The sequence below is a fragment of the Stenotrophomonas sp. MYb238 genome (assembly GCF_009496535.1).
Taxonomy (GTDB): Bacteria; Pseudomonadota; Gammaproteobacteria; order Xanthomonadales; family Xanthomonadaceae; genus Stenotrophomonas.
The window spans coordinates 51,851-73,602 of the sequence record NZ_WIDL01000014.1 but is presented as its reverse complement, the minus strand read 5'-3'; the positions used below and the strand labels follow the sequence as shown (position 1 = coordinate 73,602).

Annotated in this window: 17 protein-coding genes; 14 read left to right on the top strand and 3 right to left on the bottom strand. The window is 71.5% G+C overall.

The window, feature by feature from the left end; translation table 11 throughout:
* Window positions 1–96: 96 nt before the first annotated feature.
* Window positions 97–3,807, bottom strand: a complete 3,711-nt coding sequence (locus CQ393_RS10950; RefSeq protein ID WP_153191579.1) for an indolepyruvate ferredoxin oxidoreductase family protein — start codon at window positions 3,805–3,807, stop codon at window positions 97–99.
* 222 nt (window positions 3,808–4,029) lie between these two features.
* Between CQ393_RS10950 and CQ393_RS10945 the strand changes: the two genes are divergently transcribed.
* Complete coding sequence (locus tag CQ393_RS10945) at window positions 4,030–4,668, top strand: tetratricopeptide repeat protein (RefSeq protein WP_153191578.1); 639 nt, start codon at window positions 4,030–4,032, stop codon at window positions 4,666–4,668.
* Window positions 4,669–4,946: 278 nt separating this feature from the next.
* Window positions 4,947–5,930, top strand: coding sequence for a hypothetical protein (locus CQ393_RS10940; RefSeq protein ID WP_153191577.1), 984 nt, complete (start codon window positions 4,947–4,949; stop codon window positions 5,928–5,930).
* A 110-nt stretch (window positions 5,931–6,040) separates the two neighbouring features.
* Here CQ393_RS10940 and CQ393_RS10935 read toward each other — a convergent pair whose 3' ends face one another.
* A complete protein-coding gene (locus tag CQ393_RS10935; protein ID WP_153191576.1) occupies window positions 6,041–7,522 on the bottom strand; it encodes an AAA family ATPase in 1,482 nt (493 codons plus the stop codon).
* Window positions 7,523–7,724: 202 nt separating this feature from the next.
* On the opposite strand from CQ393_RS10935, the gene CQ393_RS10930 reads away from it, so the two are divergent.
* From CQ393_RS10930 to CQ393_RS10895, 8 genes are all read left to right on the top strand, one after another.
* Window positions 7,725–8,357 (top strand): ParA family protein, encoded by a 633-nt coding sequence (locus tag CQ393_RS10930; protein ID WP_153191575.1) that lies wholly within the window; start codon window positions 7,725–7,727, stop codon window positions 8,355–8,357.
* Between the two features lie 20 nt (window positions 8,358–8,377).
* Window positions 8,378–8,854, top strand: coding sequence for a histidine phosphatase family protein (locus CQ393_RS10925; RefSeq protein WP_054662172.1), 477 nt, complete (start codon window positions 8,378–8,380; stop codon window positions 8,852–8,854).
* Between the two features lie 155 nt (window positions 8,855–9,009).
* Window positions 9,010–9,579 (top strand): YceI family protein, encoded by a 570-nt coding sequence (locus CQ393_RS10920; RefSeq protein WP_153191574.1) that lies wholly within the window; start codon window positions 9,010–9,012, stop codon window positions 9,577–9,579.
* Entirely contained in the window at window positions 9,576–11,531 is a 1,956-nt protein-coding gene (locus CQ393_RS10915; protein WP_343199936.1) for a phospholipase D family protein, read from the top strand. The genes CQ393_RS10920 and CQ393_RS10915 overlap by 4 nt, the downstream gene beginning before the upstream one ends.
* A gap of 141 nt (window positions 11,532–11,672) precedes the next feature.
* A complete protein-coding gene (locus tag CQ393_RS10910; RefSeq protein WP_153191573.1) occupies window positions 11,673–12,797 on the top strand; it encodes a DNA alkylation repair protein in 1,125 nt (374 codons plus the stop codon).
* A 232-nt stretch (window positions 12,798–13,029) separates the two neighbouring features.
* Entirely contained in the window at window positions 13,030–13,242 is a 213-nt protein-coding gene (locus CQ393_RS10905; protein ID WP_153191572.1) for a DUF2945 domain-containing protein, read from the top strand.
* A 1-nt stretch (window position 13,243) separates the two neighbouring features.
* Window positions 13,244–13,789, top strand: coding sequence for a DUF488 domain-containing protein (locus CQ393_RS10900; protein ID WP_153191571.1), 546 nt, complete (start codon window positions 13,244–13,246; stop codon window positions 13,787–13,789).
* 55 nt (window positions 13,790–13,844) lie between these two features.
* Window positions 13,845–14,264 (top strand): hotdog fold thioesterase, encoded by a 420-nt coding sequence (locus CQ393_RS10895; protein WP_153191570.1) that lies wholly within the window; start codon window positions 13,845–13,847, stop codon window positions 14,262–14,264.
* Between the two features lie 27 nt (window positions 14,265–14,291).
* On the opposite strand, the gene CQ393_RS10890 is transcribed toward CQ393_RS10895, so the two are convergent.
* Window positions 14,292–16,844, bottom strand: coding sequence for an EAL domain-containing protein (locus tag CQ393_RS10890; RefSeq protein ID WP_153191569.1), 2,553 nt, complete (start codon window positions 16,842–16,844; stop codon window positions 14,292–14,294).
* Window positions 16,845–16,985: 141 nt separating this feature from the next.
* On the opposite strand from CQ393_RS10890, the gene CQ393_RS10885 reads away from it, so the two are divergent.
* The 4 genes from CQ393_RS10885 to CQ393_RS10870 all read left to right on the top strand — a co-directional run bounded on the left by CQ393_RS10885 (window position 16,986) and on the right by CQ393_RS10870 (window position 21,673).
* Complete coding sequence (locus tag CQ393_RS10885) at window positions 16,986–17,777, top strand: lysophospholipid acyltransferase family protein (protein ID WP_153191568.1); 792 nt, start codon at window positions 16,986–16,988, stop codon at window positions 17,775–17,777.
* A 54-nt stretch (window positions 17,778–17,831) separates the two neighbouring features.
* The gene (locus tag CQ393_RS10880) at window positions 17,832–18,863 is read left to right on the top strand and encodes an alpha/beta fold hydrolase (protein WP_153191619.1); all 1,032 of its coding nucleotides are present in this window, start codon (window positions 17,832–17,834) and stop codon (window positions 18,861–18,863) included.
* A gap of 63 nt (window positions 18,864–18,926) precedes the next feature.
* On the top strand, window positions 18,927–20,996 hold the full coding sequence (locus tag CQ393_RS10875) for a tetratricopeptide repeat protein (protein ID WP_153191567.1): 2,070 nt from the start codon (window positions 18,927–18,929) through the stop codon (window positions 20,994–20,996).
* A gap of 65 nt (window positions 20,997–21,061) precedes the next feature.
* Window positions 21,062–21,673, top strand: a complete 612-nt coding sequence (locus tag CQ393_RS10870) for a YbhB/YbcL family Raf kinase inhibitor-like protein (protein ID WP_153191566.1) — start codon at window positions 21,062–21,064, stop codon at window positions 21,671–21,673.
* The last annotated feature ends 79 nt before the right edge of the window (window positions 21,674–21,752 follow it).

The following is a 21,752-nucleotide window of genomic DNA, read 5'->3' as shown; positions in this document are numbered from 1 at the left end:
CCTTGCATGTGTAAAATGCAAGGCATAGGTTTCATTTCCGGGATGCATCCCATACATTGCATGTCGCACATGCGATGTACGGATTGCCTCCTGGGACTACGCCGCCTGCACGATATGCAGCGCCTTCGGATTGCGCCACGTTGCCAGCAGCGCCGCTTCGCGGGCCTTGGCCTCGTGCAGGTGCGCTTCCTTGACGTGGCCGTAGCCGCGGATGTGTTCGGGGATGCTGGCGATGTCCACCGCCAGCGGCAGCCGGGCGGCGTCGAGCGCGCCGAGCAGTTCCTGCAGGGTCCGCTCGTAATCGGCGATCAGCTGGCGTTCGCCGCGGCGCTCGGCGGTATGGCCGAAGACGTCGAAGCGGCCGCCGCGCAGGAACTTCAGCTTGGCCAGCAGGCCGAAGGCCTTGAACATCCACGGGCCGTATTCCTTCTTCTGCAGGCGGCCCTGTTCGTCGCGCTTGGCCAGCAGCGGCGGCGCCAGGTGGAAACGCACCTGGTAGTCGCCCTCGAACTGCTGCTGCACGCGCTTGAGGAAGTCGCCGCTGGTGTACAGGCGGGCCACCTCGTACTCGTCCTTGTAGGCCATCAGCTTGAAGAAATAGCGCGCTACCGCTTCGGTCAGCGCGGTGCTGCCCGGCGCCACGCGCTGCTCGGCCTTGCGCACCGCGTCGACCAGCTGGCGGTAGCGGGTGGCGTAGGCGGCGTCCTGGTAGTCGATGAGGAAGCCGCTGCGGCGGGCGATCAGTTCGTCCAGCGAGCGCGACAGGCGCGCGTCGTCCAGGGTCGGGAAGGTGACGTCGCCCGGTTGCGGGTCGTTGGAGGGCAGGCCGCGCACTTCCGGCTCGTTGCCCGGGTTGCGCGGCGCCGACGGCGCGCCGGCCTCGCTGCCTTCCCACTCGCCCGGCGGCAGTTCGCGCAGCGTGCCCGGGGTGCGCTCGGCCTCGGTGGGCGCGTTGCGCACCAGGCCGGCGGCCTGCTGCACCGCCTGCGGGTCGATCGCGGCCAGGCGGCCCCAGGCGAACGCGCGCTGGTTCATCTCGATGGCGGCGCCGTTGAGTTCGATCGCGCGCATCAGCGCTTCCAGCGACAACGGCACCAGCCCCTGCTGCCAGGCGAAGCCGAGGATGAACAGGTTGGAGGCGATCGCATCGCCCAGCAGCGCGGTGGCCAGCTGGGTGGCGTCGAGCAGGATCGGGTCGCGCCCGCCCAGCGCCACCTTCACTCCGGCGATGATGTCGGCGGCCGGGAACTGCATGTCCGGGTGGGTGGTGAAGGTGCCCGGCATCGCCTCGTAGGTGTTGAGCACGACCTGGGAGCGCTCGCCGCGCACCTTGGACAGCGCCCAGTAGTCGTTGACCACCACCATGTCGCAGCCCAGCACCAGGTCGGCCTCGCCGGCGGCGATGCGCACGGCGTGGATGTCGGCCGGGGTGTTGGCGATGCGGATGTGGGTGGTGACCGCGCCGCCCTTCTGCGCCAGGCCGGTCTGGTCGAGCACGGTAGCGCCCTTGCCTTCCAGGTGCCCGGCCATGCCCAGCAGCGCGCCGATGGTGACCACGCCGGTGCCGCCGACGCCGGTGATCAGGATGTTCCAGGGCTGGGTCAGGTCGCTGCGGAACACCGGGTCGGGCAGGTTGTCGAGCAGGCTGGCGGCATTGCTCTTCTGTCCCTTGCGCAGCTGGCCGCCGTGCACGGTGACGAAGCTCGGGCAGAAGCCGGTGGTGCAGGAGAAGTCCTTGTTGCAGTTGGACTGGTCGATGTCGCGCTTGCGCCCGAACTCGGTCTCCTTGGGCAGCACCGACACGCAGAAGCTCTTTTCGCCGCAGTCGCCGCAGCCTTCGCAGACCAGCGAATTGATCAGGGTGCGCTTGGGCGGATCGACCAGCTTGCCGCGCTTGCGGCGGCGGCGCTTCTCGGTGGCGCAGGTCTGCTCGTAGATCAGGATGCTGGTGCCCTTGACCGTGCGCAGGTGCTTCTGCACCGCGTCCAGCTCGGCGCGGTCGTGGAATTCCACCTCGTGCGGGAATTCGTGCCGGCGCAGCTTCCACCTGGCGATGTCGTCGGACAGCAGCACGATGGTGTGCACGCCCTCGGCGCGCATCTGCTGGGCGATCTGCGGCACGGTGAGCGTGCCGTCCACCGGCTGGCCGCCGGTCATCGCCACCGCGTCGTTGTAGAGGATCTTGTAGGTGATGTTGACGCCGGCGGCGATGGCCTGGCGGATCGCCAGCGAACCGCTGTGGAAATAGGTGCCGTCGCCGAGGTTCTGGAACACGTGCCCGGTGTCGGTGAACGCCGCCTGCCCGGCCCAGGTGACGCCTTCGCCGCCCATGTGGGTGAAGGTGTCGGTGTCGCGGTCCATCCACGTCACCATGTAGTGGCAGCCGATGCCGGCCAGCGCCCGCGAGCCGTCCGGCACGTTGGTGGAGGTGTTGTGCGGGCAGCCGGAGCAGTAATGCGGCACGCGCGGGAACTGCGCGCGCGGCAGGGCCATCTCGGCTTCCTTGACGTCCATCCAGCGCAGGCGCTCTTCGATGGACTCGGTATTGAAGAAACGCTGGATGCGGCGGCCGATCACGCCGGCGATGGTGGCCGGGGTGAGTTCGCCGGTGGACGGCAGGATCCACTCGCCCTGTTCGTCGTACTTGCCGACGATGGACGGGCGCGCGCCCCAGCCAGCCGGCCAGTTGTAGAAGTATTCCTTCATCTGCCGCTCGATGAAGGCCTTCTTTTCTTCCACCACGACGATGTCTTCCAGCCCGCGCGCGAACGCGGCGATGCCCTGCGGCTCCAGCGGCCAGGTCATGCCGACCTTGTAGACGCGGATGCCGATCTCGGCGCAGGCCTTCTCGTCCAGGCCCAGGTATTCCAGCGCCTGCAATACGTCCAGGTAGCTCTTGCCGGTGGTGACGATACCCAGCCGCGCGCGCGGCGAATCCATCACCACCTTGTCGATGCCGTTGGCGCGGGCGAAGGCCTGCGCGGCCTTCACCGCATAGCGGTGCAGGCGCATCTCCTGTTCCAGCGGCGGATCCGGCCAGCGGATGTTGAGGCCGGCGGCCGGCATCTCGAAATCTTCCGGCAGGACGATCCGGCGCGCGAACGGGTCCACGTCCACCGAGGCGGAGGATTCCACGGTCTCGGCGATGGTCTTGAAGCCGATCCAGCGGCCGGTGTAGCGGCTCATCGCCCAGCCGACCAGGCCCAGGTCGAGGATGTCCTGCACGCCGGCCGGGTTCAGCACCGGCATCATCGCGCTGACGAATTCGTCCTCGCTGCCGTGCGGCAGGGTCGAGCTGCGGCAGGCGTGGTCGTCGGCGGCCAGCGCCAGTACGCCGCCGTGCCTGGAGGTGCCGGCGGCATTGGCGTGCTTGAACACGTCGCCGCAGCGGTCCACGCCCGGGCCCTTGCCGTACCACATGCCGAACACGCCATCGACGTTGGCGCCGGGGAACAGGTTGGTCTGCTGCGTGCCCCAGACCATCGTCGCGCCCAGGTCCTCGTTGAGGCCGGGCACGAACTTCACCTTGGCCGCGTCCAGGTGCCTGCGCGCGCGCCACAGCTCCAGGTCGAAGCCGCCCAGCGGCGAGCCGCGGTAGCCGCTGACGAAGCCCCCGGTGTTCAACCCCACCGCCATGTCGCGCTGCTGCTGCATCAGCGGCAGCCGCACCAGCGCCTGCACGCCGCTCAGATAGATGCGGCCGTCGGTGCGGGTGTACTTGTGCTCCAGCGTGTAGTCGCGGTCGCGCACGCCGATCAGCGGCGTGTTGGCGGAGGCGGGGGAGGTGAGTTCGGCGGTACTTGTCATGGCTGGCCCATTGCAGGAACGGCTGGCATCGGCTGCCGCGCCAGGCGGCGCGCACGCGGCCGGCGATTGTAACAGTGCGGGTTTTCGCGCCTGCGCGGCCGCGCGCGCCGCTGCCGGCGCACCGGCTGCGTTCGCGCCGGCGCCCGCTCCGCAGGGTCGCGGAGCGCCCGCCGAGCGGTTAGGATCGCAGCTTGCTGGAACATGAATGATGGGGATTGCAACATGCAGGTGATAAGGGGCGTAGCCGGCGGCCTGGTGCTGCTGGCCGGCCTGTTCTGTTCGACGGCGTGGGCGCAGGGGATGCCGAAGATCGCCGAGTTCTACTTCGATGACGATGCCGCGGCCAAGCCCGTGCATGCCCTGCCGCCGGAACAGCCGGGCCTGGTCGAGCAACTGATGAAACTGCGCGAGCGGGGCAGGAAGGGCGTGGAGGCCACGACCCAGCTGGCCGGCATCGCCTACGCGGAGAACCGCGTCGAGCTCGGCGAGAAGCTTTACCAGGAAGCGCTGGGCGCCGTATCCGACAATTCGCTTCAGGCCCGCGGCATCCGCTGGAACCTGGGCTGGAGCCTGTACCGCCACGGCGACGCCGAGGCCGCGCTGCAGCAGTGGAGCGCAGCCGCGCAGGCCGCGCGCGGCAATGTCGCCTGGGTGCCTCCGACACTGGCCCTGGCGCTGTGGACGCTGGGCCGCCGCGACGAAGCCGTGCAGTGGTATGCGGCGGCGGTGCGGACCGAGCCGCAGCTCTGGAACGACCCGGCGCGCTTGGCCCAGCTGCTGCCCGCATGGAAGGACGAGGAACGCGCGCGCCTGGCCGAAGTGCAGCGGGCGTGGGCCGCGAATCCGCCGGCCTGGCCCTGAGTCCGTGCCGCCCCGCGGTCGGCGTGCGATTGCGCCGGCCGTGTGGCCTTCGATACCGGAGGCCAGGGCGCCGGTCGATGGGATGCCGTCACCGCTGTAGGTAGCTGCAGGTCGGGCCCATCCGGCGTGGCGGCGCAGCCTGCGGGACATCGGCCGTCTGCCGCATCGGCGGCTGCCGCTTGGCGATGCCCGGCCGCTTCCTGCTACAAGGCTGCTCAGGGGGTGTCGACCGCCGTATTCGATCCAGGAGGGAGCCGGTGATGAAGGGCAGGAAGAGATTGGTTCTGTTGGCCGCGCTGATGGCTTCCGGCGTTGCCGCCGGATCGAGCGTCGCCGGGGCGCCGGACGCGGATTTCCACGGGCCGTTGTGGCAGCGCGCGCAGGAACTGGCGGCCACAGGCCGGCCGCTGGAACTGCTGGTGGCCTCGCGCCTGGCGTTTTCGCAGGAGCTGTCGTCCGTGTCTGGCGCCGTCGGCGAGCCCGCGTGGAGCGATGTCTGGCTGGAGCAGGCGATCCGCACCGGCAGCGACCAGCCGATGATCGCGCGCGCGGCGGTGAGCCGCTGCATCGCCACCGGCCGTTGCGATATCGCGGCCGCCCTCCAGACCCTGCGCACGCGCGAGGCGGACGAAGCGGTCTCGCAACTGCTGCTGTGGCGCATGGAGATGGACCGCGGCGACGCTGGATCCGTGGCGCTGGCTTGGGAGCGCGTCGCCGGTGCCACCCGTTTCGTCGACGAGTATTCCGAGGGCGTGGCCCTGTTCGACCGCATGACCCGGGGCGTGCGCCTGCCCATGCCGGACGACGGCCCATCCACCGACCCGGACCAGCCGCGCCTGGAGGTGGTGCATGCGCTGCCGGCGGCGTTCGCGATGACGACGCTGCGCGATGTCCACCAGCGCTGCCGGGCGGGTGGCGCCGATGCCGCACTCGACGAGAGCTGCCGGCGCCTGCTGGCGGTGATGGCGGACAGCGGCTCGCTGCTGGCCAACAGCTTCGCGGTCAGCAAGCTGCTGGCCGATGCGCGGGATGCCGCCGAGCGCGCACGCTGGCAGGAGCGCAGGCGGGAGCTGGCATGGATCACCGGGGAAGCGGTGGCGCTGCTGGGCGCGGCTCCCGATGCGGTGCCGAAGGTGGACATGCACGCCTACCTGCGCTGGACGGTGGAATCGGGCGAGCTGGGCGCGATGCGGCAGCTGCTCGCGGCCAACGGCATTCCCGCGCGGCCGCCGGCCGGCTGGGAGCCCGCGAAGGCTCCTTGACGGGAAGATCGCCGCACCGCGCGGGCCGGCCTGGACCCGCGGTCGCCGTGCGCGTCAGCCGCGGTACCGCCACCTGGGCGATGCCGCCCCGGCGCTGGGCGAGGCCCGGCTCAGTCGGCCGCGACCGTGCGCCCGCGCGCCCAGTCGCGCAGCGCCTGCACCTGCTCGGCCATCAGTACCGACAGCGGCCGCGTGTTGCGGATCTCGGCCATCAGCAGGTCGGTGTCCAGCGGCCTGCGTTCGGCATGCGCGGCGTACAGCCCGGCGACCACCGCCTGCTCGATCTCGGCGCCGGAAAAACCGTCGGCCGCGGCCGCCAGCGCCGGCAGGGCGAAGCCGTCGGCGTCCAGCCCGCGTTTGCCCAGGTGCAGGCGCAGCAGTTCCACGCGGGTGTCGGGCGCGGGCAGGTCGACAAAGAAGATCTCGTCGAAGCGGCCCTTGCGCAGCAGTTCGGCCGGCAGCTCGTGCACCTGGTTGGCGGTGGCGACGATGAACACCGGCGCCTTGCGCTCGGCCATCCAGGTCAGCAGGTAGCCCAGCACCCGCCGCGAGACGCCGCCGTCCTCGCCGCTGCTGGCCAGGCCCTTCTCGATCTCGTCGATCCACAGCACGCACGGCGCCAGCTGCTCGGCCGAGGCCAGCGCCTGGCGCAGGTTGTTCTCGGTCTCGCCGTGGTACTTGTTGTAGAGCGTGCCGAAGTCCAGCCGCAGCAGCGGCACGCCGAAGCCGGCGGCGGTGGCCTTGGCCAGCATCGACTTGCCGCAGCCCTGCACGCCGAGCAGCAGCATGCCGCGCGGCGGGTCCAGCCCGGGCGGCGCGTCGCCGGCGACGAACACCGCGCGGCGCTGCTCGATCCAGCGCTTGAGCCGGGAGGCGCCGGCCACGTCGCCGAAGCGCGCGCTGTCGTAGTCGTAGTGCAGGTGGCCGCTGCGGTTGAGCAGCTCGAACTTCAGCTTCGCCAGCTGCGGCAGGTCGTCGGCGCGCAGCGCGCCGTCGCTGTAGATCAGCTGGCGGGCGATGCGGCGCGCATCGGGCAGGCTCAGTCCCTGCAGGTTGCGCAGGATCTGCCGCACCGCGTCCTGGTCCACCTCCACGCGGCGGCCGCCGTTCTCGCCGGCATAGGCCGCCGCTTCCTCGCGCAGCATCTTCAGCAGCGCGTTGGCGTCGGGCAGGCGCGGGTTGAAGCGGGTGGCCAGCGCTTCCAGCTCGGCCGGCAGTTCCACCTTGGCGCCGACCAGCACCAGCACGTGCGGCTGGCTGTGGCGGCGCTGGATGATGTCGCGCAGCAGGCGCTGGTGGCTGGCGTAGCCCAGGTAGGGGTGGAAATCGAGCAGCAGGTAGATGCCGCGCTGCTCGGCGTCCTGGATCATGCGCAGTGCCGAGCTGGCATCGGGCGGGCCGACCGCCTCGTCCTCGCGGTCCATGTCGATGCGGCGCAGGCCTTCGGTGATCGACCAGCGGTACAGCGCCCGCCACACGTGCATCAGCGCCTGCCGGAACAGGTCCACGACCCGCGCCTCGTCCGGGGTCTCGATGACGATCAGCGGCGTGTTGGCGCGGATCAGCGCGGTCAGGTCCTGCAGTTCGCTCATGGGGGCTCCGGCATGGGCCGTCACGATAGCAAAGCGCGCCGCGTCCGTAGGAGCGCACCCTGGTGCGCGGCGGGACTCTGCCGGGAAAGCCCCATCGCGCACGGAAGTACGCCCCTGCCGGCGGCCGTCCTCACGCACCGACTACCGCGGCCGTCGCGCGCCGGTGTACGCTGCGGACAGTCCCGCGCAAAACGAGGCGTGCATGAAGACGATCCTGGTGGCCGGTTCCAAGGGCGGTGTGGGCAAGACCACCATCGCCACCCATCTGGCCGCGCATGCCGCGCTGCAGGGCAGGGCGACGGTGATCGCCGACGCCGACCCGCAGGGGTCGAGCACGCGCTGGGCGCAACGCCGCGCCGGCCTGGACAGCGCCGTGCTGCCGGTGGACGTCTACCGCAAGAAGGCCTGGGAAAAACACATCCCCGACGGTGCCGAGGCCGTGATCATCGATGCCCCGGCCGGCGCCCATGCGGACGATCTCGAGCAATTCCTGGACGTGGCCGATGCGGTGGTGGTGCCGGTGCTGCCGTCGGCGCTGGACATCGAGGCCATCGTTGGTTTCCTGAACAGTCTGGCCAAGGTCAAGCGCGTGCACTCGCGTGCGCTGCCGGTGGGCCTGGTGCTCAACCGCACCAAGCCGTGGACGCAGACGTCGCAGCAGGCGCGGCAGATGCTGGCGCAATGGCCGTACGAGGTGGTGGCGCAACTGCGCGACAGCCAGAGCTACGTGGTCATGGTCGGCCTGGGCCGCAGCCTGTTCGACTACCACTCCGCCCAGGTCCGCGAGCACCAGCAGGACTGGGAGCCGCTTCTCAAATGGTTGAACAAGGTCTGACCCGGAGCTAATGAAACCTCATGCGTGAACTGATCCTGCTGCGACATGCCCACGCCGAGCCGGCCGACAACGGCCTGGCCGACATCGACCGTCCGCTTTCCCCGCATGGCCTGGCCGAGGCCGAGGCGGCCGGTCGCTGGCTGCTGGAGCAGCGGCTGGTGCCTGACCGGGTGCTGTGCTCGCCGGCGCGGCGCGCGCGCGAAACGCTGGAGGCGGTGCTGTCGCTGACCGGCTACGTCGAACAGCGCCTGGAGGAGCGGATCTACGACGCCACGCCCGGCACCCTCGCCGCGCTGGTGGACGAGCACCGCGAGGTCGAGCGCCTGCTGCTGGTCGGGCACAACCCGGGCATGGAGCGGCTGGTGGCGCTGATGCACAGCGGCCAGTCCGGCGACTACCGCGGCATGCCCACCGCCTCGGTGGCGGTGCTGTCGCTACCGATGGCGGCGGCCATCGAACCGGGCATCGCCCGCCTGGCGGCGTTCTGGTGGCCCTGAGGCCATGACCGCGTTCCGCCGTGTTCGACGGCCCCGGGTCCGCGGCGGCGTGCGCGTGCTGATGCGCGTGGCGGCGGAGGGTGCTCGTGGCCGTTCCGCTGGCGCAGGCGGGGCCGCGGGCGGATGCGACGGGACCGTGGACAGGGGCTGAGCGCATGCGGTCGCTGTGTGCTGGACTGCTGCTGATCCTGCTGGCGGCGACGGGCGCGGCGTCGGCCTCGCAGCCGTTGCAGTTCGATACCGTGCATTCGCGCTTCGGCTTCGAGATCCGCACCCGCTTCGGGCAGCGGATCGAGGGCCAGTTCCCGCGCTTCGACGGCTGGATCACGGTGCTGCCGGACGGCCGCCACCAGGTGCGCCTGCGCATGTTCACCCAGTACGTCGAAATCCCGGGCAAACCGCGCTACACCGGCTGGATGCGCGGCGAGGAGTTCTTCGACGCGCAGCGGCACCCGCTGGTCGAGTTCGAGTCCGACCCCTACGAACCGGACATCGTCGAACGCGGCGGCAGCGTGCAGGGACGCCTGACCATCCGCGGCGTCAGCCGGCGCGAGGTGCTGCGCCTGGAGGAGCCTGAATGCGCGAGGCCGGGCTATGATTGCGACCTCGTCAGCCGGGGCACCGTCCAGCGCGGTCGTTACGGCATGGACAGCTGGCAGTTCGCCCTGAGTGACCGTGTGACCTTCATATTGCGTACGCGCCTGGTGGGCGCCCCCCCGCCGTGAACCTGCTGCTCCGCTTGCTGCTGCTCGGCTCGGCCCTGCTCGCCGGCGGCTGCGCGTCGCTGTCGCCGCAGCAGCGCGAGCGTGCCCAGGGCATCGCCGTGGCCGCCCGCTCCACCGCGCTGGACTGCGACCGCGCCGACCGCTGCGCGCTGGATTCGCCGCTGCGCGCGCTGGGCGCGCAGGCCATGGCCGATTCCGCCGCCGCCGGCGCGCCGCGGCACTACGCCACGCTCCTGGACGAGGGCGAACTGTCGCTGGTGGCGCGCCTGAACCTGATCCGCAGCGCCAGCCGCAGCATCGACCTGCAGACCTACATCTTCGACACCGACGACAGCGCGCGCATGATCATCGACGCGCTGCTGGACGCCGCCCGTCGCGGGGTCAGGGTGCGGGTGCTGATCGACCAGCTCTCGGCGATCTCCGACCTGCAGACGCTCGGCGCGCTGTCAGGCGCGCACGCCAACTTCGAGCTGCGCATCTACAACCCCGCCTTCGGCAAGGCCAAGCTCAACTACTTCGACTACGCCGGCAGCGTGCTGTGCTGCTTCCGCCGCTTCAACCAGCGCATGCACAACAAGCTGCTGGTGGTGGACGGCGTGATCGGCGTGGTCGGCGGCCGCAACTACCAGGACGACTATTACGACTGGGACCGCGAGTACAACTTCCGCGACCGCGACGTGGTGGTGGCCGGGCCCGAGGCGCGCGAGATGGCCGCCAACTTCCAGGCCTTCTGGGAGGCGCGCCGCAGCGTGCCGGCCGAGCGGCTCAACGATGTCGGCCGGACCCTGCTGCGGCAGGGCGTGCCCGAACTGCCGCAGGCGCGCTTCCTGCGCCCGGAGCGGGTGGCGCGCGCCACCGCCGAGGCCGCCGACCCGGCGTTCGTCGCGCAGGCTTTCGTCGATACCGCGCTGCCGGTGCGCTCGGTGGCCTACGTCGCCGACCTGCCGCGCAAGCACCGCCGCGACCAGGCGCCGCACGCCACCGAGCCGCGGCTGGATGCGCTCATCGCCGGCGCGCAGTCCGAAGTGCTGCTGCAGACGCCCTACCTGGTGTTGTCCAAGCCGGCGCAGGCGCTGTTCAAGGATCTGCGCGCGCGCCAGGCGCCGCCGCGCGTGGTGGTGTCCACCAACAGCCTGGCCGCGACCGACAACCCGATCGTCTATGCCATGGCCTACAAGTACAAGCGCCGCAACCTGCGCGTGCTGGGCTTCGAGGTCTACGAGTACAAGCCGTTCCCGCTGGATGCGCCGGTGGCCCCGGCCAACCTGCTGTCCGCGGCGCTGGACGACGCGCCGGCGCCGCCGCCGAACCGCGTGATCGGCGCGAGCGCGGCCGGCAGCAACGTGCGCGGCAACGGCGCGCGGCGGCGCGCGGGCGCCGACGGCAGCGAGGTCGAGCGCGAGGTGCTGCGCACCGAGACGCGGCCCTCGTTCCTCGGCAGCAAGGCGGCCAACCGTCCGCTGCCGGTGACCCGGCGCGGCGCGCGCATGGGCCTGCACGCCAAGTCGCTGGTGGTGGACCGCCGCATCGGCGTCGTCGGCACCCACAACTTCGACCCGCGCAGCGAGAACTACAACACCGAAGGCGCGGTGATCATCGACGACCCGGTGTTCGCCGAGCGGCTGGCGCAGAGCATCCTGCGCGACATCGCCCCGGACAACGCCTGGGTGGTGGCGCCGCGGGAGAAGACGCCGGTGCTTTCGGGGCTGAACTACAGCCTGGGCAAGGCGTCCGAGGCGCTGCCGGTGCTCGACGTCTGGCCGTGGCGCTATGCCACCAACTACGCGTTCCAGCCGGGACCGGACTGCCCGCTGCCGCTGTCGCGGCACGATCCGGACTTCCGCCGCTGCTATGTGCCGGTGGGCGACTTCCCCGAGGTCGACGTCGGGCCGAAGTGGCTGCTGGTGCGCATGCTGACCGCGTTCGGCGCCGGGCTGGTGCCGATCCTGTGATCCCGCCGGGTCGCGGCGCCCGCCTCATGTCCGGCGCGCCGTGTTCCCGGTTCCCCACTACATCGTTCCCCACTACACCCGGAACGCAAGGCGGCGGCGTCGATGCGCGCCGGTCGAACGCCGCCGCCGCGAGGAAAAGCAATGGCCCAGGAACAGAAGGACAACCCTTCCGCCTTCAAGCACAGCGTGGGGCCGGCCCTGCTGGAGCGCATGGGCCGGGAGATCGCGGCGGTCCATCCCGCCTTCGATCGCCGCGCCTTCGAAGGCATCGCCGGCGACCTGGCCCGGCTCGAACTCAAGCCGCGCATCGCGCGGGTCCGGGACGAGCTGGCGCGGCTTCTGCCCGCCAGCTACGGCGATGCCCTGGCCGTCCTCCTCGCCGCCGCCCGCGGCGGGAAGCTGCGCGGCTTCGATATCTGGCCGTTCACCGACTTCGTGCAGACCTTCGGCCTGGACGACAGGCAGCGTTCCCTGGACGCGCTCACCGTGCTCACCCGGCTCTTCACCGCCGAGTTCGCCGTGCGGCCCTTTCTCCGCCTGTACCCGGAGGAAACGCTGGCCCATCTCCTGCGCTGCACCGCCTCGGACAACGAGCACGACCGGCGCTGGGCTTCGGAGGGCTCGCGTCCGCGCCTGCCGTGGGGCGAGCGCCTGCAGCGGCTGGTCGCCGACCCCACGCCGACCCTGCCGATCCTGCGCGCGCTGGTCTTCGACGCGTCCCTCTACGTGCGCAAGAGCGTGGCCAACCACCTGAACGACATCGCCAAGGATCATCCTGGCTACGTAGTGGAGACGCTGCTTGCCTGGCGCAGGGAAGCGAAGACCGCCGACGAGAAGGCGCGGCTGGAATGGATCACCCGGCATGCGTTGCGCACCCTGATAAAGGCCGGGCATGCGCAGGCGCTGGCGGCGATCGGCGTCGATGCCGGGGCCGCCATCCGCGTGCACGGCATCCGCTTCGAGGAGGCGGTCCATGCGATGGGCGACACGCTCGTCTTCGCCATCGATCTCGAATCGCTCTCGGCGCAGCGCCAGCGCATCGTGCTCGACTATGCGATCCACTACAGGAAGGCGAACGGCACGCTCAGCCCCAAGGTGTTCAAGTGGAAAACCTTCGAGCTTCCGCCGCGGGGACGGGTGCAGCTGGAAAAGCGCCATGCCCTGCGGGAAGTCACCACCCGCGTGCATCACCCGGGCGCGCACGCGCTCTCCGTCCAGGTCAACGGCAGGACGCTGGAGACGCTGCGCTGGACGCTGGCGCCGTGAACCGGGCGCGGTCCTTGACCGGGAATTCACGGCGGGAACCTATAACGCAGGGGCAGGCCGGATCGCGGTCCGCGGCGCGGCATTCCGGCTGCCTGCCGCTCCCGCGCATGGCGGAGCGGGCATCCTTCGCCTTCGAGGGAGCCGCAGGCGAAACCGGCGGCGTCCTGCGCGCGACGCGCCTCCCGTCGGTGCCGCCGGCGCGCCGCATCCGTTTTCCACCTGGAGCATTGCCATGAGCCACGCCTTCAAGGTCGGCGACCACGTCCGCTGGAATTCCGAGGCCGGCCACGTCACCGGCCACATCATCAAGGTCCATGTCCGCGATACGCCGTACAAGGGCCACATGCACCGCTGCAGCGCGGACGACCCGCAGTACGAGATCCGCAGCGACCGTACCGAGCACATCGCCCTGCACCGCGGCGCGGTGCTGCAGAAGATCGGCTGACATGGCCGACGTCGCCACCGTCTGGACCATCGGCCACTCCACCCGCGGCTGGGACGCGTTCCTCGCCCTGCTGGCCGGATACGGCATCGAGGCCGTGGCCGACGTGCGCCGCTTCCCCGGCTCGCGGCGCTATCCCTGGTTCGCCGGCGAGACGATGGCCAGCACCCTGCCGGCCGCGGGCTACGACTACCTCTGGCTGCCGCAGCTGGGGGGACGCCGCCGCGCGCTGCCGGGTTCGCCCAACGGCGCCTGGCGCAACGCCGCCTTCCAGGGCTATGCCGACCACCTGGACAGCGCCGAGTTCGCCGACGGCCTGGCGCGGTTGCTGGAACTGGCCGCACGCCGCCGCACCGCGCTGATGTGCGCCGAAGCGGTGTGGTGGCGCTGCCACCGCCGGCTGATCGCCGACGTGCTCACCACGCGCGGCATCGAAGTGCGGCACATCCTCGACGCCACCCACCTGCAGGTGCACGCACTGACCGGCAGCGCGCGCCTGGTCGATGGCCGGCTGGTCTATCCGCCGCCGCAGGACGATCTGTTCGGTTGATCCGGCGCCCACGCGCCGCGCGTAAACTGGCGCGGTTTCCGCTCCGGTCATCGCCATGGTTTTCCGCGCACCCGTTTCACTGGACGAACTCAACCGCCTCAGCCGGGGCACCCTGATCGATCACCTCGGCATCGTCTTCACCGGCGCCGGCGAGGACTGGTTGCAGGCGACCATGCCGGTGGACGAACGCACCCGCCAGCCCTACGGCCTGCTCCATGGCGGCGCCTCGGTGGTGCTGGCCGAGACGCTGGGCAGCAGCGCCGGCAACCTGTGCGTGGATACCGCCAGCCAGGTCTGCGTGGGGCTGGAGATCAACGCCAACCACCTGCGCGCGGCCCGCTCCGGCGTGGTCACCGGCACGGCGCGCGCGCTGCACGTCGGGCGCACCACCCAGGTCTGGGAAATCCGCATCGAGAACGAGGCCGGCAAGCCGGTATGCATCTCGCGCCTGACCCTGGCGGTGGTGCCGGCCTGACCGGTTTCCACGGGCTGAAGTGCGCTCCTACGGTCGTTCCCGGACCCACGCCTCCAGCTCGTCCGCCGGCAGCGCCGGGGTGAAGTGGTAGCCCTGCGCGATGCAATACCCCTGTTCGCCGAGCAGGCGCAGCTGTTCCACGCTTTCCACGCCCTCGGCCACGACCGTCAGCCGCAGGCTCTGGCCGATATGGGCGATGGCGCGGGTCAGGGCGCTGGCCACCTCGTCGCTCTCGATGCCGCGCACGAAGCTGCGGTCCAGTTTGAGTTCGCTGATCGGCAGCAGGCGCAGGTAGCTCAGGCTGGAGTAGCCGGTGCCGAAGTCGTCCATGGACAGGCGCACGCCCAGCGCGCGTACCGCGTGCAGCGTGCGCAGGGTGCTCGGGTCGGTATCGAGCAGCACGTCCTCGGTGATCTCCACGGTCAGGTCGCCGGGCTCCAGCGCCTGGCGCCGCAACGCCTGTTCGATCCGCGCCGGCAGCTCCAGGTCGTGGAAGTTGGTGGGCGACAGGTTCACCGCCACCGAGGGCACGTCCAGCCCGGCGCGGCGCCAGCGCGCCAGCTGCGCGCAGGCTTCCTCCAGCACCCACTGGCCGATGTCGCCGATCAGCCCGCATTCCTCGGCCAGCGGGATGAAGCGCATCGGCGGCACCTCGCCCAGGCGCGGATGCCGCCAGCGCGCCAGCGCCTCCACGCCGCACAGGCGGCCGTCGCCGATGCGGATCTGCGGCTGGTAGTGCAGGTGCAGCTGGCGCTGCTCGACCGCCTCGCGCAGCGCCGTCTCCAGCGCCAGCCGCTCCTGCGCGTTGTGGTCCATCTCGCGCGAATAGAAGCGCGCGGCGTTGCGGCCGCCGTTCTTGGCCTGGTACATGGCCATGTCGGCATGGTGCAGCAGCGTCTCCATGTCGTGCCCGTCGTGCGGGAACATGCTGATGCCGATGCTGGCCGACGGGCGGATCTGCACCTCGTCCAGCGGCAGCGGCAGCGACAGCCGGCGCAGGATGCGCTCGGCGCGCTCGGCCGCGGACTGTGCGTCGCAGGCGGCGAGCACCATCACGAACTCGTCGCCGGACAGGCGGCCGACGATGTCCGCCGCGCCGGCCTCGTCCTGCAGGCGCCGCGAGACCGCGCGCAGCAGCTGGTCGCCGCCGGGATGGCCGAAGGAGTCGTTGATCTGCTTGAAGCGGTCCAGGTCGATGAACAGCACCGCCAGCGCCTGGGCGGCGCCCGCTGCCGCGGTGATCGCCTGGTCGGCCTGGGCGTGCAGCAGGTTGCGGTTGGGCAGGCCGGTGAGGTCGTCGTAGAACGCCAGCCGGCGGATGCGGTTGCGCGCTTCCTCGCGCTCCAGCGCCAGCGCGCACAGGTGCACGATGACGTCGACCAGGCGGCGGTGGAAGGCGTCCGGGTCGTGCGGCCGGCGGTAATAGAAGGCGAAGGTGCCCAGCACGCGGCCGTCGCTGGCCTTGATCGGCGTGGACCAGCAGGCCGCCAGCCCGTGTTCCAGCGCCAGGTGGCTGATGCCCTGCCAGTTCGGGTCCAGCGCGATGTCGCGCGCCACCACCGTCTGCCCGGTGTGGGCGGCGGTGCCGCAGCAGCCCACGCCGGGGCCGACCGGTATGCCGTCCACCTGCCGCGAGTAGGCCTCGGGCAGGCTGGGCGCGGCCAGCGTGCGCAGCCGGCCATCCTCGACCCGCAGCACCGAGCACAGCACCTGCGGCGCGGTCTGCTCCACGTCGCGGCACATCATCTGCATCACCTCGCTGGTGGGCACCTCGCGTACCAGCGCGTCCAGCATCCGGTGCTGCAGCACCTCGTGCACCTTGGTGTGGGTGATGTCCATCAGCACGATGACCAGGTTGGCCAGCGTGCCGTAGTCGTCGAAGATCGGGTTGACGCTGACCGAGCACCACAGCGGCCGGCCATCGCGGCAGGCCACGCGTTCGTCGCAGCGCACCGGCTCGCCGGCCAGCAGGCGGGCGGCGTGGTCCAGCGCCGCGCGGCGCCGCGCGCGGTCCGGCACCAGCAGCGCGGCGGCGTGGCGGCGCAGGGCCTGGCTGGCGTCGAATCCGAACAGGCGGCAGAAGCCCTTGTTCAGGTGTACGACGCGGCCGCGCGCATCGGTGATGAGGACCGCGCTCTGGGTCTCGTCGAAACCCAGCGACAGCAGCCGTTCGCGTTCCTGGCGCTGGCGCCGCGCGGTGACGTCGCTGACGAAGGCCATGTGCAGCTGGCCGTCCGCGCCCGGCGTCTGCGCCAGCGATACGCTGATCCAGCGCATCTGCCCGTCCTTGCGCACCAGCTGCACGTCGCGCGGGCGGCTGGCCAGTTCCTGCACGCGGTTGGCCGGGCCCGGATGCAGTTCGCTGTCGTAGCGCTCGCGCATGGCCGGCGGCGCCAGGATGCCCAGGTTGCGCCCCACCGCCTCGGCGCGCGGCCAGCCGGACAGGACTTCCATGGCCTTGTTGAAATGCACGATGCGGTTCTGGCTGTCGAACAGGATCACGCCGCTGTCGACTTCCTCCAGCGCCGCCGAGAACAGGCGCAGCATCTCCCCGGCCGACGACCGCGCTAGCTGCTCCATGTCCGGTTCCCCCAGAAGGCGTGAGCGGATTTATACCGCTTTGCAGGCGCGCCCGGGTGAGCGCGCCGCGGCCGCCGCGCGCCGGGCGGCGGCCCGTCCGGCCGCTGGCGGAAGCCGGACCGCATCCGGTATCGTGCGCGGATGACTTCCCCCCGTCCCGCCCGCCAGGGCAGCGTGGCGCGTGCGTTCCGTTATCTGTACCGCGTACCGCTGCTGCTGGTCCACGTCGTGGTGTTCCTGCCGCTGATCCTGCTGCTGATGGCGCCGCCGTTCGGCCGCATCGGCGCGGCCGCCGATCCGCTGGAACACAAGGTGGTGCGCTGGTGGTCCGGCGGGCTGATGTGGATCTTCGGTTTCCGCCTGCACCGCCATGGCCAGCCGCTGCCGGGGGCGGTGCTGTTCGTGGCCAACCACGTCGGCTGGGTCGACATCAGCATGATCCACAGCCAGAAGATGGTGGGCTTCGTCGCCAAGCGCGAGATCGCCGGCTGGCCGCTGGTCGGCTGGCTGGCCAGCCGCGGCCACACCATCTACCACCAGCGCGGCAACACCGAGTCGCTGGGCGGGGTGATGGAGGAGATGGCCAAGCGGCTGCGCGAGGGCCGGCCGGTGGCGGTGTTCCCGGAAGGCCGCACCCGGGGCGGCCGCGAGGTCGGCCCGTTCCATGCGCGCATCTTCCAGGCCGCGGTCGAGACGGGCGTGCCGGTGCAGCCGGTGGCGCTGCGCTACGGCGTGCGCGGCGACGCCCAGACCCGGGTCGCGTTCGCGGCGGGCGAGAGCTTCTTCGGCAATTTCCTGCGCCTGCTGGGCGAGCCGGCGCGGCGCGCCGAAGTGCATTTCCTCGAGCCGGTCGCCAGCCACGACCTGGAAGGGCGCCGGCACATCGCCGAGACCTCGCGCGCGCGCATCGTGGCGGTGATGGAAGGCGCCTAGCGCGATGGCGCTGGTTCACGCCTTCTCCCGCGGGCGGCGCGCAGCATGAGCGCCATGTTGAGCGCCATCCAGTACCAGCCGCCGCGCTGGCTGCGCAATCCGCACCTGCAGTCGATGCTGGCGTCCAGCGGAGTGCGCCTGCGCCGGGGCCAGCGGCTGCTGGCGTCCAGCGGCGCCATCACCCGCGAACTGATCCTGGACGGCGGCGACGGCGTGCGCCTGCAGGCCTGGCACAGCCGCCTGCCGGGCGGCGCGCCGGTCGGCCTGGCGCTGCTGCTGCACGGCTGGGAGGGCAGCGCCGAATCCAGCTACATGCGCATGACCGCCGCACGCATGCTCGAGCAGGGCTTCGACGTGGTGCGGCTGAACTTCCGCGACCACGGCAATACCCACCACCTCAACCCGGGCATCTTCCATTCCTGCCGCATCGACGAGGTGGTGCGCGCCGCCGGCGACCTGGCGGCGCGTTTCCCGGGGCTGCCGCTGGTCGCCGCGGGCTACTCGCTGGGCGGCAATTTCGTGCTGCGCCTGGCCCTGCACGCGCCTGCCGCCGGCGTGCCGCTGCGCCACGTGGCCTCGGTGTGCCCGGTGCTGGACCCGGCGCTGACCATGGACAGCATCGAGCGCGGCCCGGCGATGTACGACTGGTATTTCCGCCGCAAGTGGACCGGCTCGCTGCGGCGCAAGCGCGCGCTGTTCCCGGAGCTGGCCGACTGCGACGACGCGGTGCTGAAGCTGGACATCCGCGCGCTGACCGGCTGGCTGGTCGAGCGCCATACCGCCTTCGCCACGCTGCAGGACTATTTCGACGGCTATTCCATCGCCGGGCCGCGCCTGTCCGCGCTGGAGGTGCCGGCCGACATCCTGATGGCGCGCGACGATCCGGTGATTCCCTTCACCACCTTCCGCCACTGGCGGCTGCCGCTGCATGCGCGGCTGGAGATCGCGCGCTGGGGCGGGCACTGCGGCTTCATCGAGAACCTGCGCGGCGACGGCTTCGCCGAGCGCTGGGTGGCGCAGCGGCTGGCGGCGGCGGTGGGCGCGTGGCGGGCGCCGCGGGAAGCCGCGTTCGCGCTGGGCTCCTGACCCGCGGCCAGCCGGCGGACGCACCCCGGCTACAATGGCGTTTTGCGCTTACGCCGGACCGCCATGCAAGACACGATCATTCAAGCCCTGCGCCGCAACGCCACCGACGAAGCTGTCGCCGCGGCGCGGCAGTGGGTCGCCGCCGAACCGCAGCAGCCGCAGGCGCACCGCTGGCTGGCGCTGGCTTTGCAGCAGCAGGGCGACGCCGCCGCCGCGCAGGCCAGCCTGGAACAGGCGCTGGCGCTGGCGCCGGACAATGCCGACCTGCACCTGCAGCACGCCGGCCTGCTGCTGGCCCAGCGCCGCATCGACGACGCCGGGCAGGCGCTGGAGCGCACCACCGCGCTCAACCCCAACGAGTTCTCCGCCTACCTGATGCAGGCGCACCTGGCGCTGGCGCGCGAGGACATCGACGAGGCCGAGCGCCTCGGCCGCATGGCCGCGCGCGTGGAGCCGGACAGCCCGGAACTGGGCGCCATCGAAGGCATGGTCGCGCTGCGCCGCGGCGACGCCGACCGCGCGCTGGCGGTGCTGTCGGCCGCCAGCCAGCGCCTGCCCGACGACCCGCGCGTGCTCTACGCGCTGGGCTTCGCCTACCTGGGCAAGGACTTGCTGGCCTTCGCCGAGCAGGCGTTCCGCCGCGTGGTCGAACTCGCTCCGTCCAACCACGCGCTGCGCGGCCTGCTGGTGCAGCTGGCGCTGCGCCAGGGCCACCCGGACCGCGCCGCCGAGGTGATGCGGCAGGTGCTGTCCACGCCGGAAGGCGACACCCCCGGCATGCGCCGCCTGGCCGGCGAACTGGAGCTCGATTCGGGCCAGCCGCTGCAGGCGCTGGAGCACCTGCGCCCGCTGCTGGCGCAGCTGCCCGGCGACCGCGCCACCCTGCAGATGCTGCTGGTCGCCTGGCAGCGCCTGGGCCGCGAGGACGAGGCGCGCGCCGAATTGGACGCGGCGCTGGCCGCGCACCCGCAGCTGCACGACCTGTGGCTGGCGCGGCTGGCGGTGGCGCCGGTCGGCAGCCCAGAAGCGGTGGAGGTGGTCGAGCGCTGGCTGGCGGCGATGCCCGACCACCTGCCGGCGCTGGAAGCGCGCATGCGCCTGCACGACATGAACGAACAGGCCGACGCCGCCGAAGCGGTGGCGCGGCGCATCGTCGCGCTGGAACCGGGCCGCGTCAGCGGCGAGCAGCGCATCGTCGAAGCGCTGCTGGAACGCGAACCGGCGGCGGCCATCGCCCATGTGCAGGCCCTGATCGACAGCGCGCCGGAAGCCGCGCAACCGGAACTGCGGGTGTGGCTGGGCGCGGTGCAGGACCGCGCCGACGAGCCGGCCGCGGCGCTGGCCACCTGGCTGCGCCTGCACGGCGACCTGGCGCCGTCGCGGCTGCCGCTGCCGCCGCAGGCCAGGGCGCCGGGCGAATGGCCGGCGCTGGGCGAGATCGCGCAGGACAACCCAATGCGGCCGCTGTTCGTCTGGGGCGCGCCGGGCTCGGGCGTGGAGCGCGTAGTCACGGTGATGGCCGCCGGCAGCCAGGTGCTGCGCGGCGACCGCTTCGGGCCGAACCCGCCGGACGACGCCTTCCAGAACTTCCACACCCTGCAGCGCTTGGCCGAGGACGCGCTGAGCCCGGCGCAGTTCGTGCAGCAGTGGCGCGACGCCCTGCCGGCGCGCGGCATCGCCGACGGCAACGTGATCGACTGGCTGCTGTGGTGGGACAACGCGCTGCTGTGGGCGCTGCGCCCGCAGCTGCCGGAAGGCCGCCTGGTGGTGGTGGTGCGCGACCCGCGCGACATGCTGGTCGAATGGCTGGCGCTGGGCGCGCCGGCGCCGCTGGCGCTGACCTCGGCCGACGAGGCGGCGCGCTGGCTGGCGCGCGCGCTGGAGCAAGTGGCCGACCTGCACGAGCAGGATCTCTACACCCACCTGATCCTGCGCATCGACGACGCGGTCAACGACCCGGCGGCGCTGGGCAACCTGCTGGAACAGGCCTTCGGCCTGCGCTTCCCACCGGTGCGCAGCATCGGTCCGGCCACCATTCCGGCCGGCCACTGGCGCCGGTACGCGCAGGTGCTGGCCGCCGAGTTCGCGCACCTGGCCCCGGTCGCCGCACGCCTGGGCTACCCCGAAGCCTGAGCGCGTTCCACCCGTCGTGAGACGGGCGCCGGCCGCGGCCGGCGCCTCCCCTTCAGGAGAAGGCAATGCAACTGAGCAGCCAGAGTTTCGACAACGGCCAACCGATCCCGGCCGAATTCGCCGCCGGCGACGCCAAGGGCTTCGCCGCCAACCGCAACCCGCAGCTGGCCTGGAGCGACGTGCCGGCAGGCACGCGCTCGTTCGCGCTGGTCTGCGTGGACCCCGACGTCCCGACCGTGCCCGAACTGGTCGGCCGCGACGACGTGACCATCCCGCTGGAACAGCCGCGTGGCGATTTCATCCACTGGGTGATGGTGGACATTCCCGCGTCGTCGCGCGCGATCGCCGCCGGCAGCTGCAGCGAGGGATTCACCGCGCGCGGCAAGCAGCCGCCGATGGGGCCGGAAGGCGCGCGCCAGGGCGTGAACGACTACACCGCCTGGTTCGCCGGCAACCCGGACATGGCCGGCATCTACCGCGGCTACGACGGCCCGTCCCCGCCGTTCAACGACGAGCGCGTGCACCGTTATTTCTTCCGCCTGTTCGCGCTGGACGTGGAACGCCTGCCGGTGGAAGGCGACTTCACCGCCGCCGACGCGCACCGCGCCATGCATGGCCACGTGCTGGCCGAAGCGGCGGTGCACGGCACCTACACGCTCAATCCGGCCCTGGCTTGAGCGCGTAGGAGCGCACTTCAGTGCGCGATGGGGCTCTACCGGGAAAGCCCCATCGCGCACTGAAGTGCGCTCCTACGGG

Excerpts from the sequence above, each read along its gene's own strand:
- CQ393_RS10950 (WP_153191579.1), bottom strand. The coding sequence starts at position 3,807 with ATGACAAGTACCGCCGAACTCACCTCCCCCGCCTCCGCCAACACGCCG.
- CQ393_RS10945 (WP_153191578.1), top strand. The coding sequence starts at position 4,030 with ATGCAGGTGATAAGGGGCGTAGCCGGCGGCCTGGTGCTGCTGGCCGGC.
- CQ393_RS10935 (WP_153191576.1), bottom strand. The coding sequence starts at position 7,522 with ATGAGCGAACTGCAGGACCTGACCGCGCTGATCCGCGCCAACACGCCG.
- CQ393_RS10930 (WP_153191575.1), top strand. The coding sequence starts at position 7,725 with ATGAAGACGATCCTGGTGGCCGGTTCCAAGGGCGGTGTGGGCAAGACC.
- CQ393_RS10925 (WP_054662172.1), top strand. The coding sequence starts at position 8,378 with ATGCGTGAACTGATCCTGCTGCGACATGCCCACGCCGAGCCGGCCGAC.
- CQ393_RS10920 (WP_153191574.1), top strand. The coding sequence starts at position 9,010 with ATGCGGTCGCTGTGTGCTGGACTGCTGCTGATCCTGCTGGCGGCGACG.
- CQ393_RS10910 (WP_153191573.1), top strand. The coding sequence starts at position 11,673 with ATGGCCCAGGAACAGAAGGACAACCCTTCCGCCTTCAAGCACAGCGTG.
- CQ393_RS10905 (WP_153191572.1), top strand. The coding sequence starts at position 13,030 with ATGAGCCACGCCTTCAAGGTCGGCGACCACGTCCGCTGGAATTCCGAG.
- CQ393_RS10900 (WP_153191571.1), top strand. The coding sequence starts at position 13,244 with ATGGCCGACGTCGCCACCGTCTGGACCATCGGCCACTCCACCCGCGGC.
- CQ393_RS10895 (WP_153191570.1), top strand. The coding sequence starts at position 13,845 with ATGGTTTTCCGCGCACCCGTTTCACTGGACGAACTCAACCGCCTCAGC.
- CQ393_RS10890 (WP_153191569.1), bottom strand. The coding sequence starts at position 16,844 with ATGGAGCAGCTAGCGCGGTCGTCGGCCGGGGAGATGCTGCGCCTGTTC.
- CQ393_RS10885 (WP_153191568.1), top strand. The coding sequence starts at position 16,986 with ATGACTTCCCCCCGTCCCGCCCGCCAGGGCAGCGTGGCGCGTGCGTTC.
- CQ393_RS10880 (WP_153191619.1), top strand. The coding sequence starts at position 17,832 with ATGTTGAGCGCCATCCAGTACCAGCCGCCGCGCTGGCTGCGCAATCCG.
- CQ393_RS10875 (WP_153191567.1), top strand. The coding sequence starts at position 18,927 with ATGCAAGACACGATCATTCAAGCCCTGCGCCGCAACGCCACCGACGAA.
- CQ393_RS10870 (WP_153191566.1), top strand. The coding sequence starts at position 21,062 with ATGCAACTGAGCAGCCAGAGTTTCGACAACGGCCAACCGATCCCGGCC.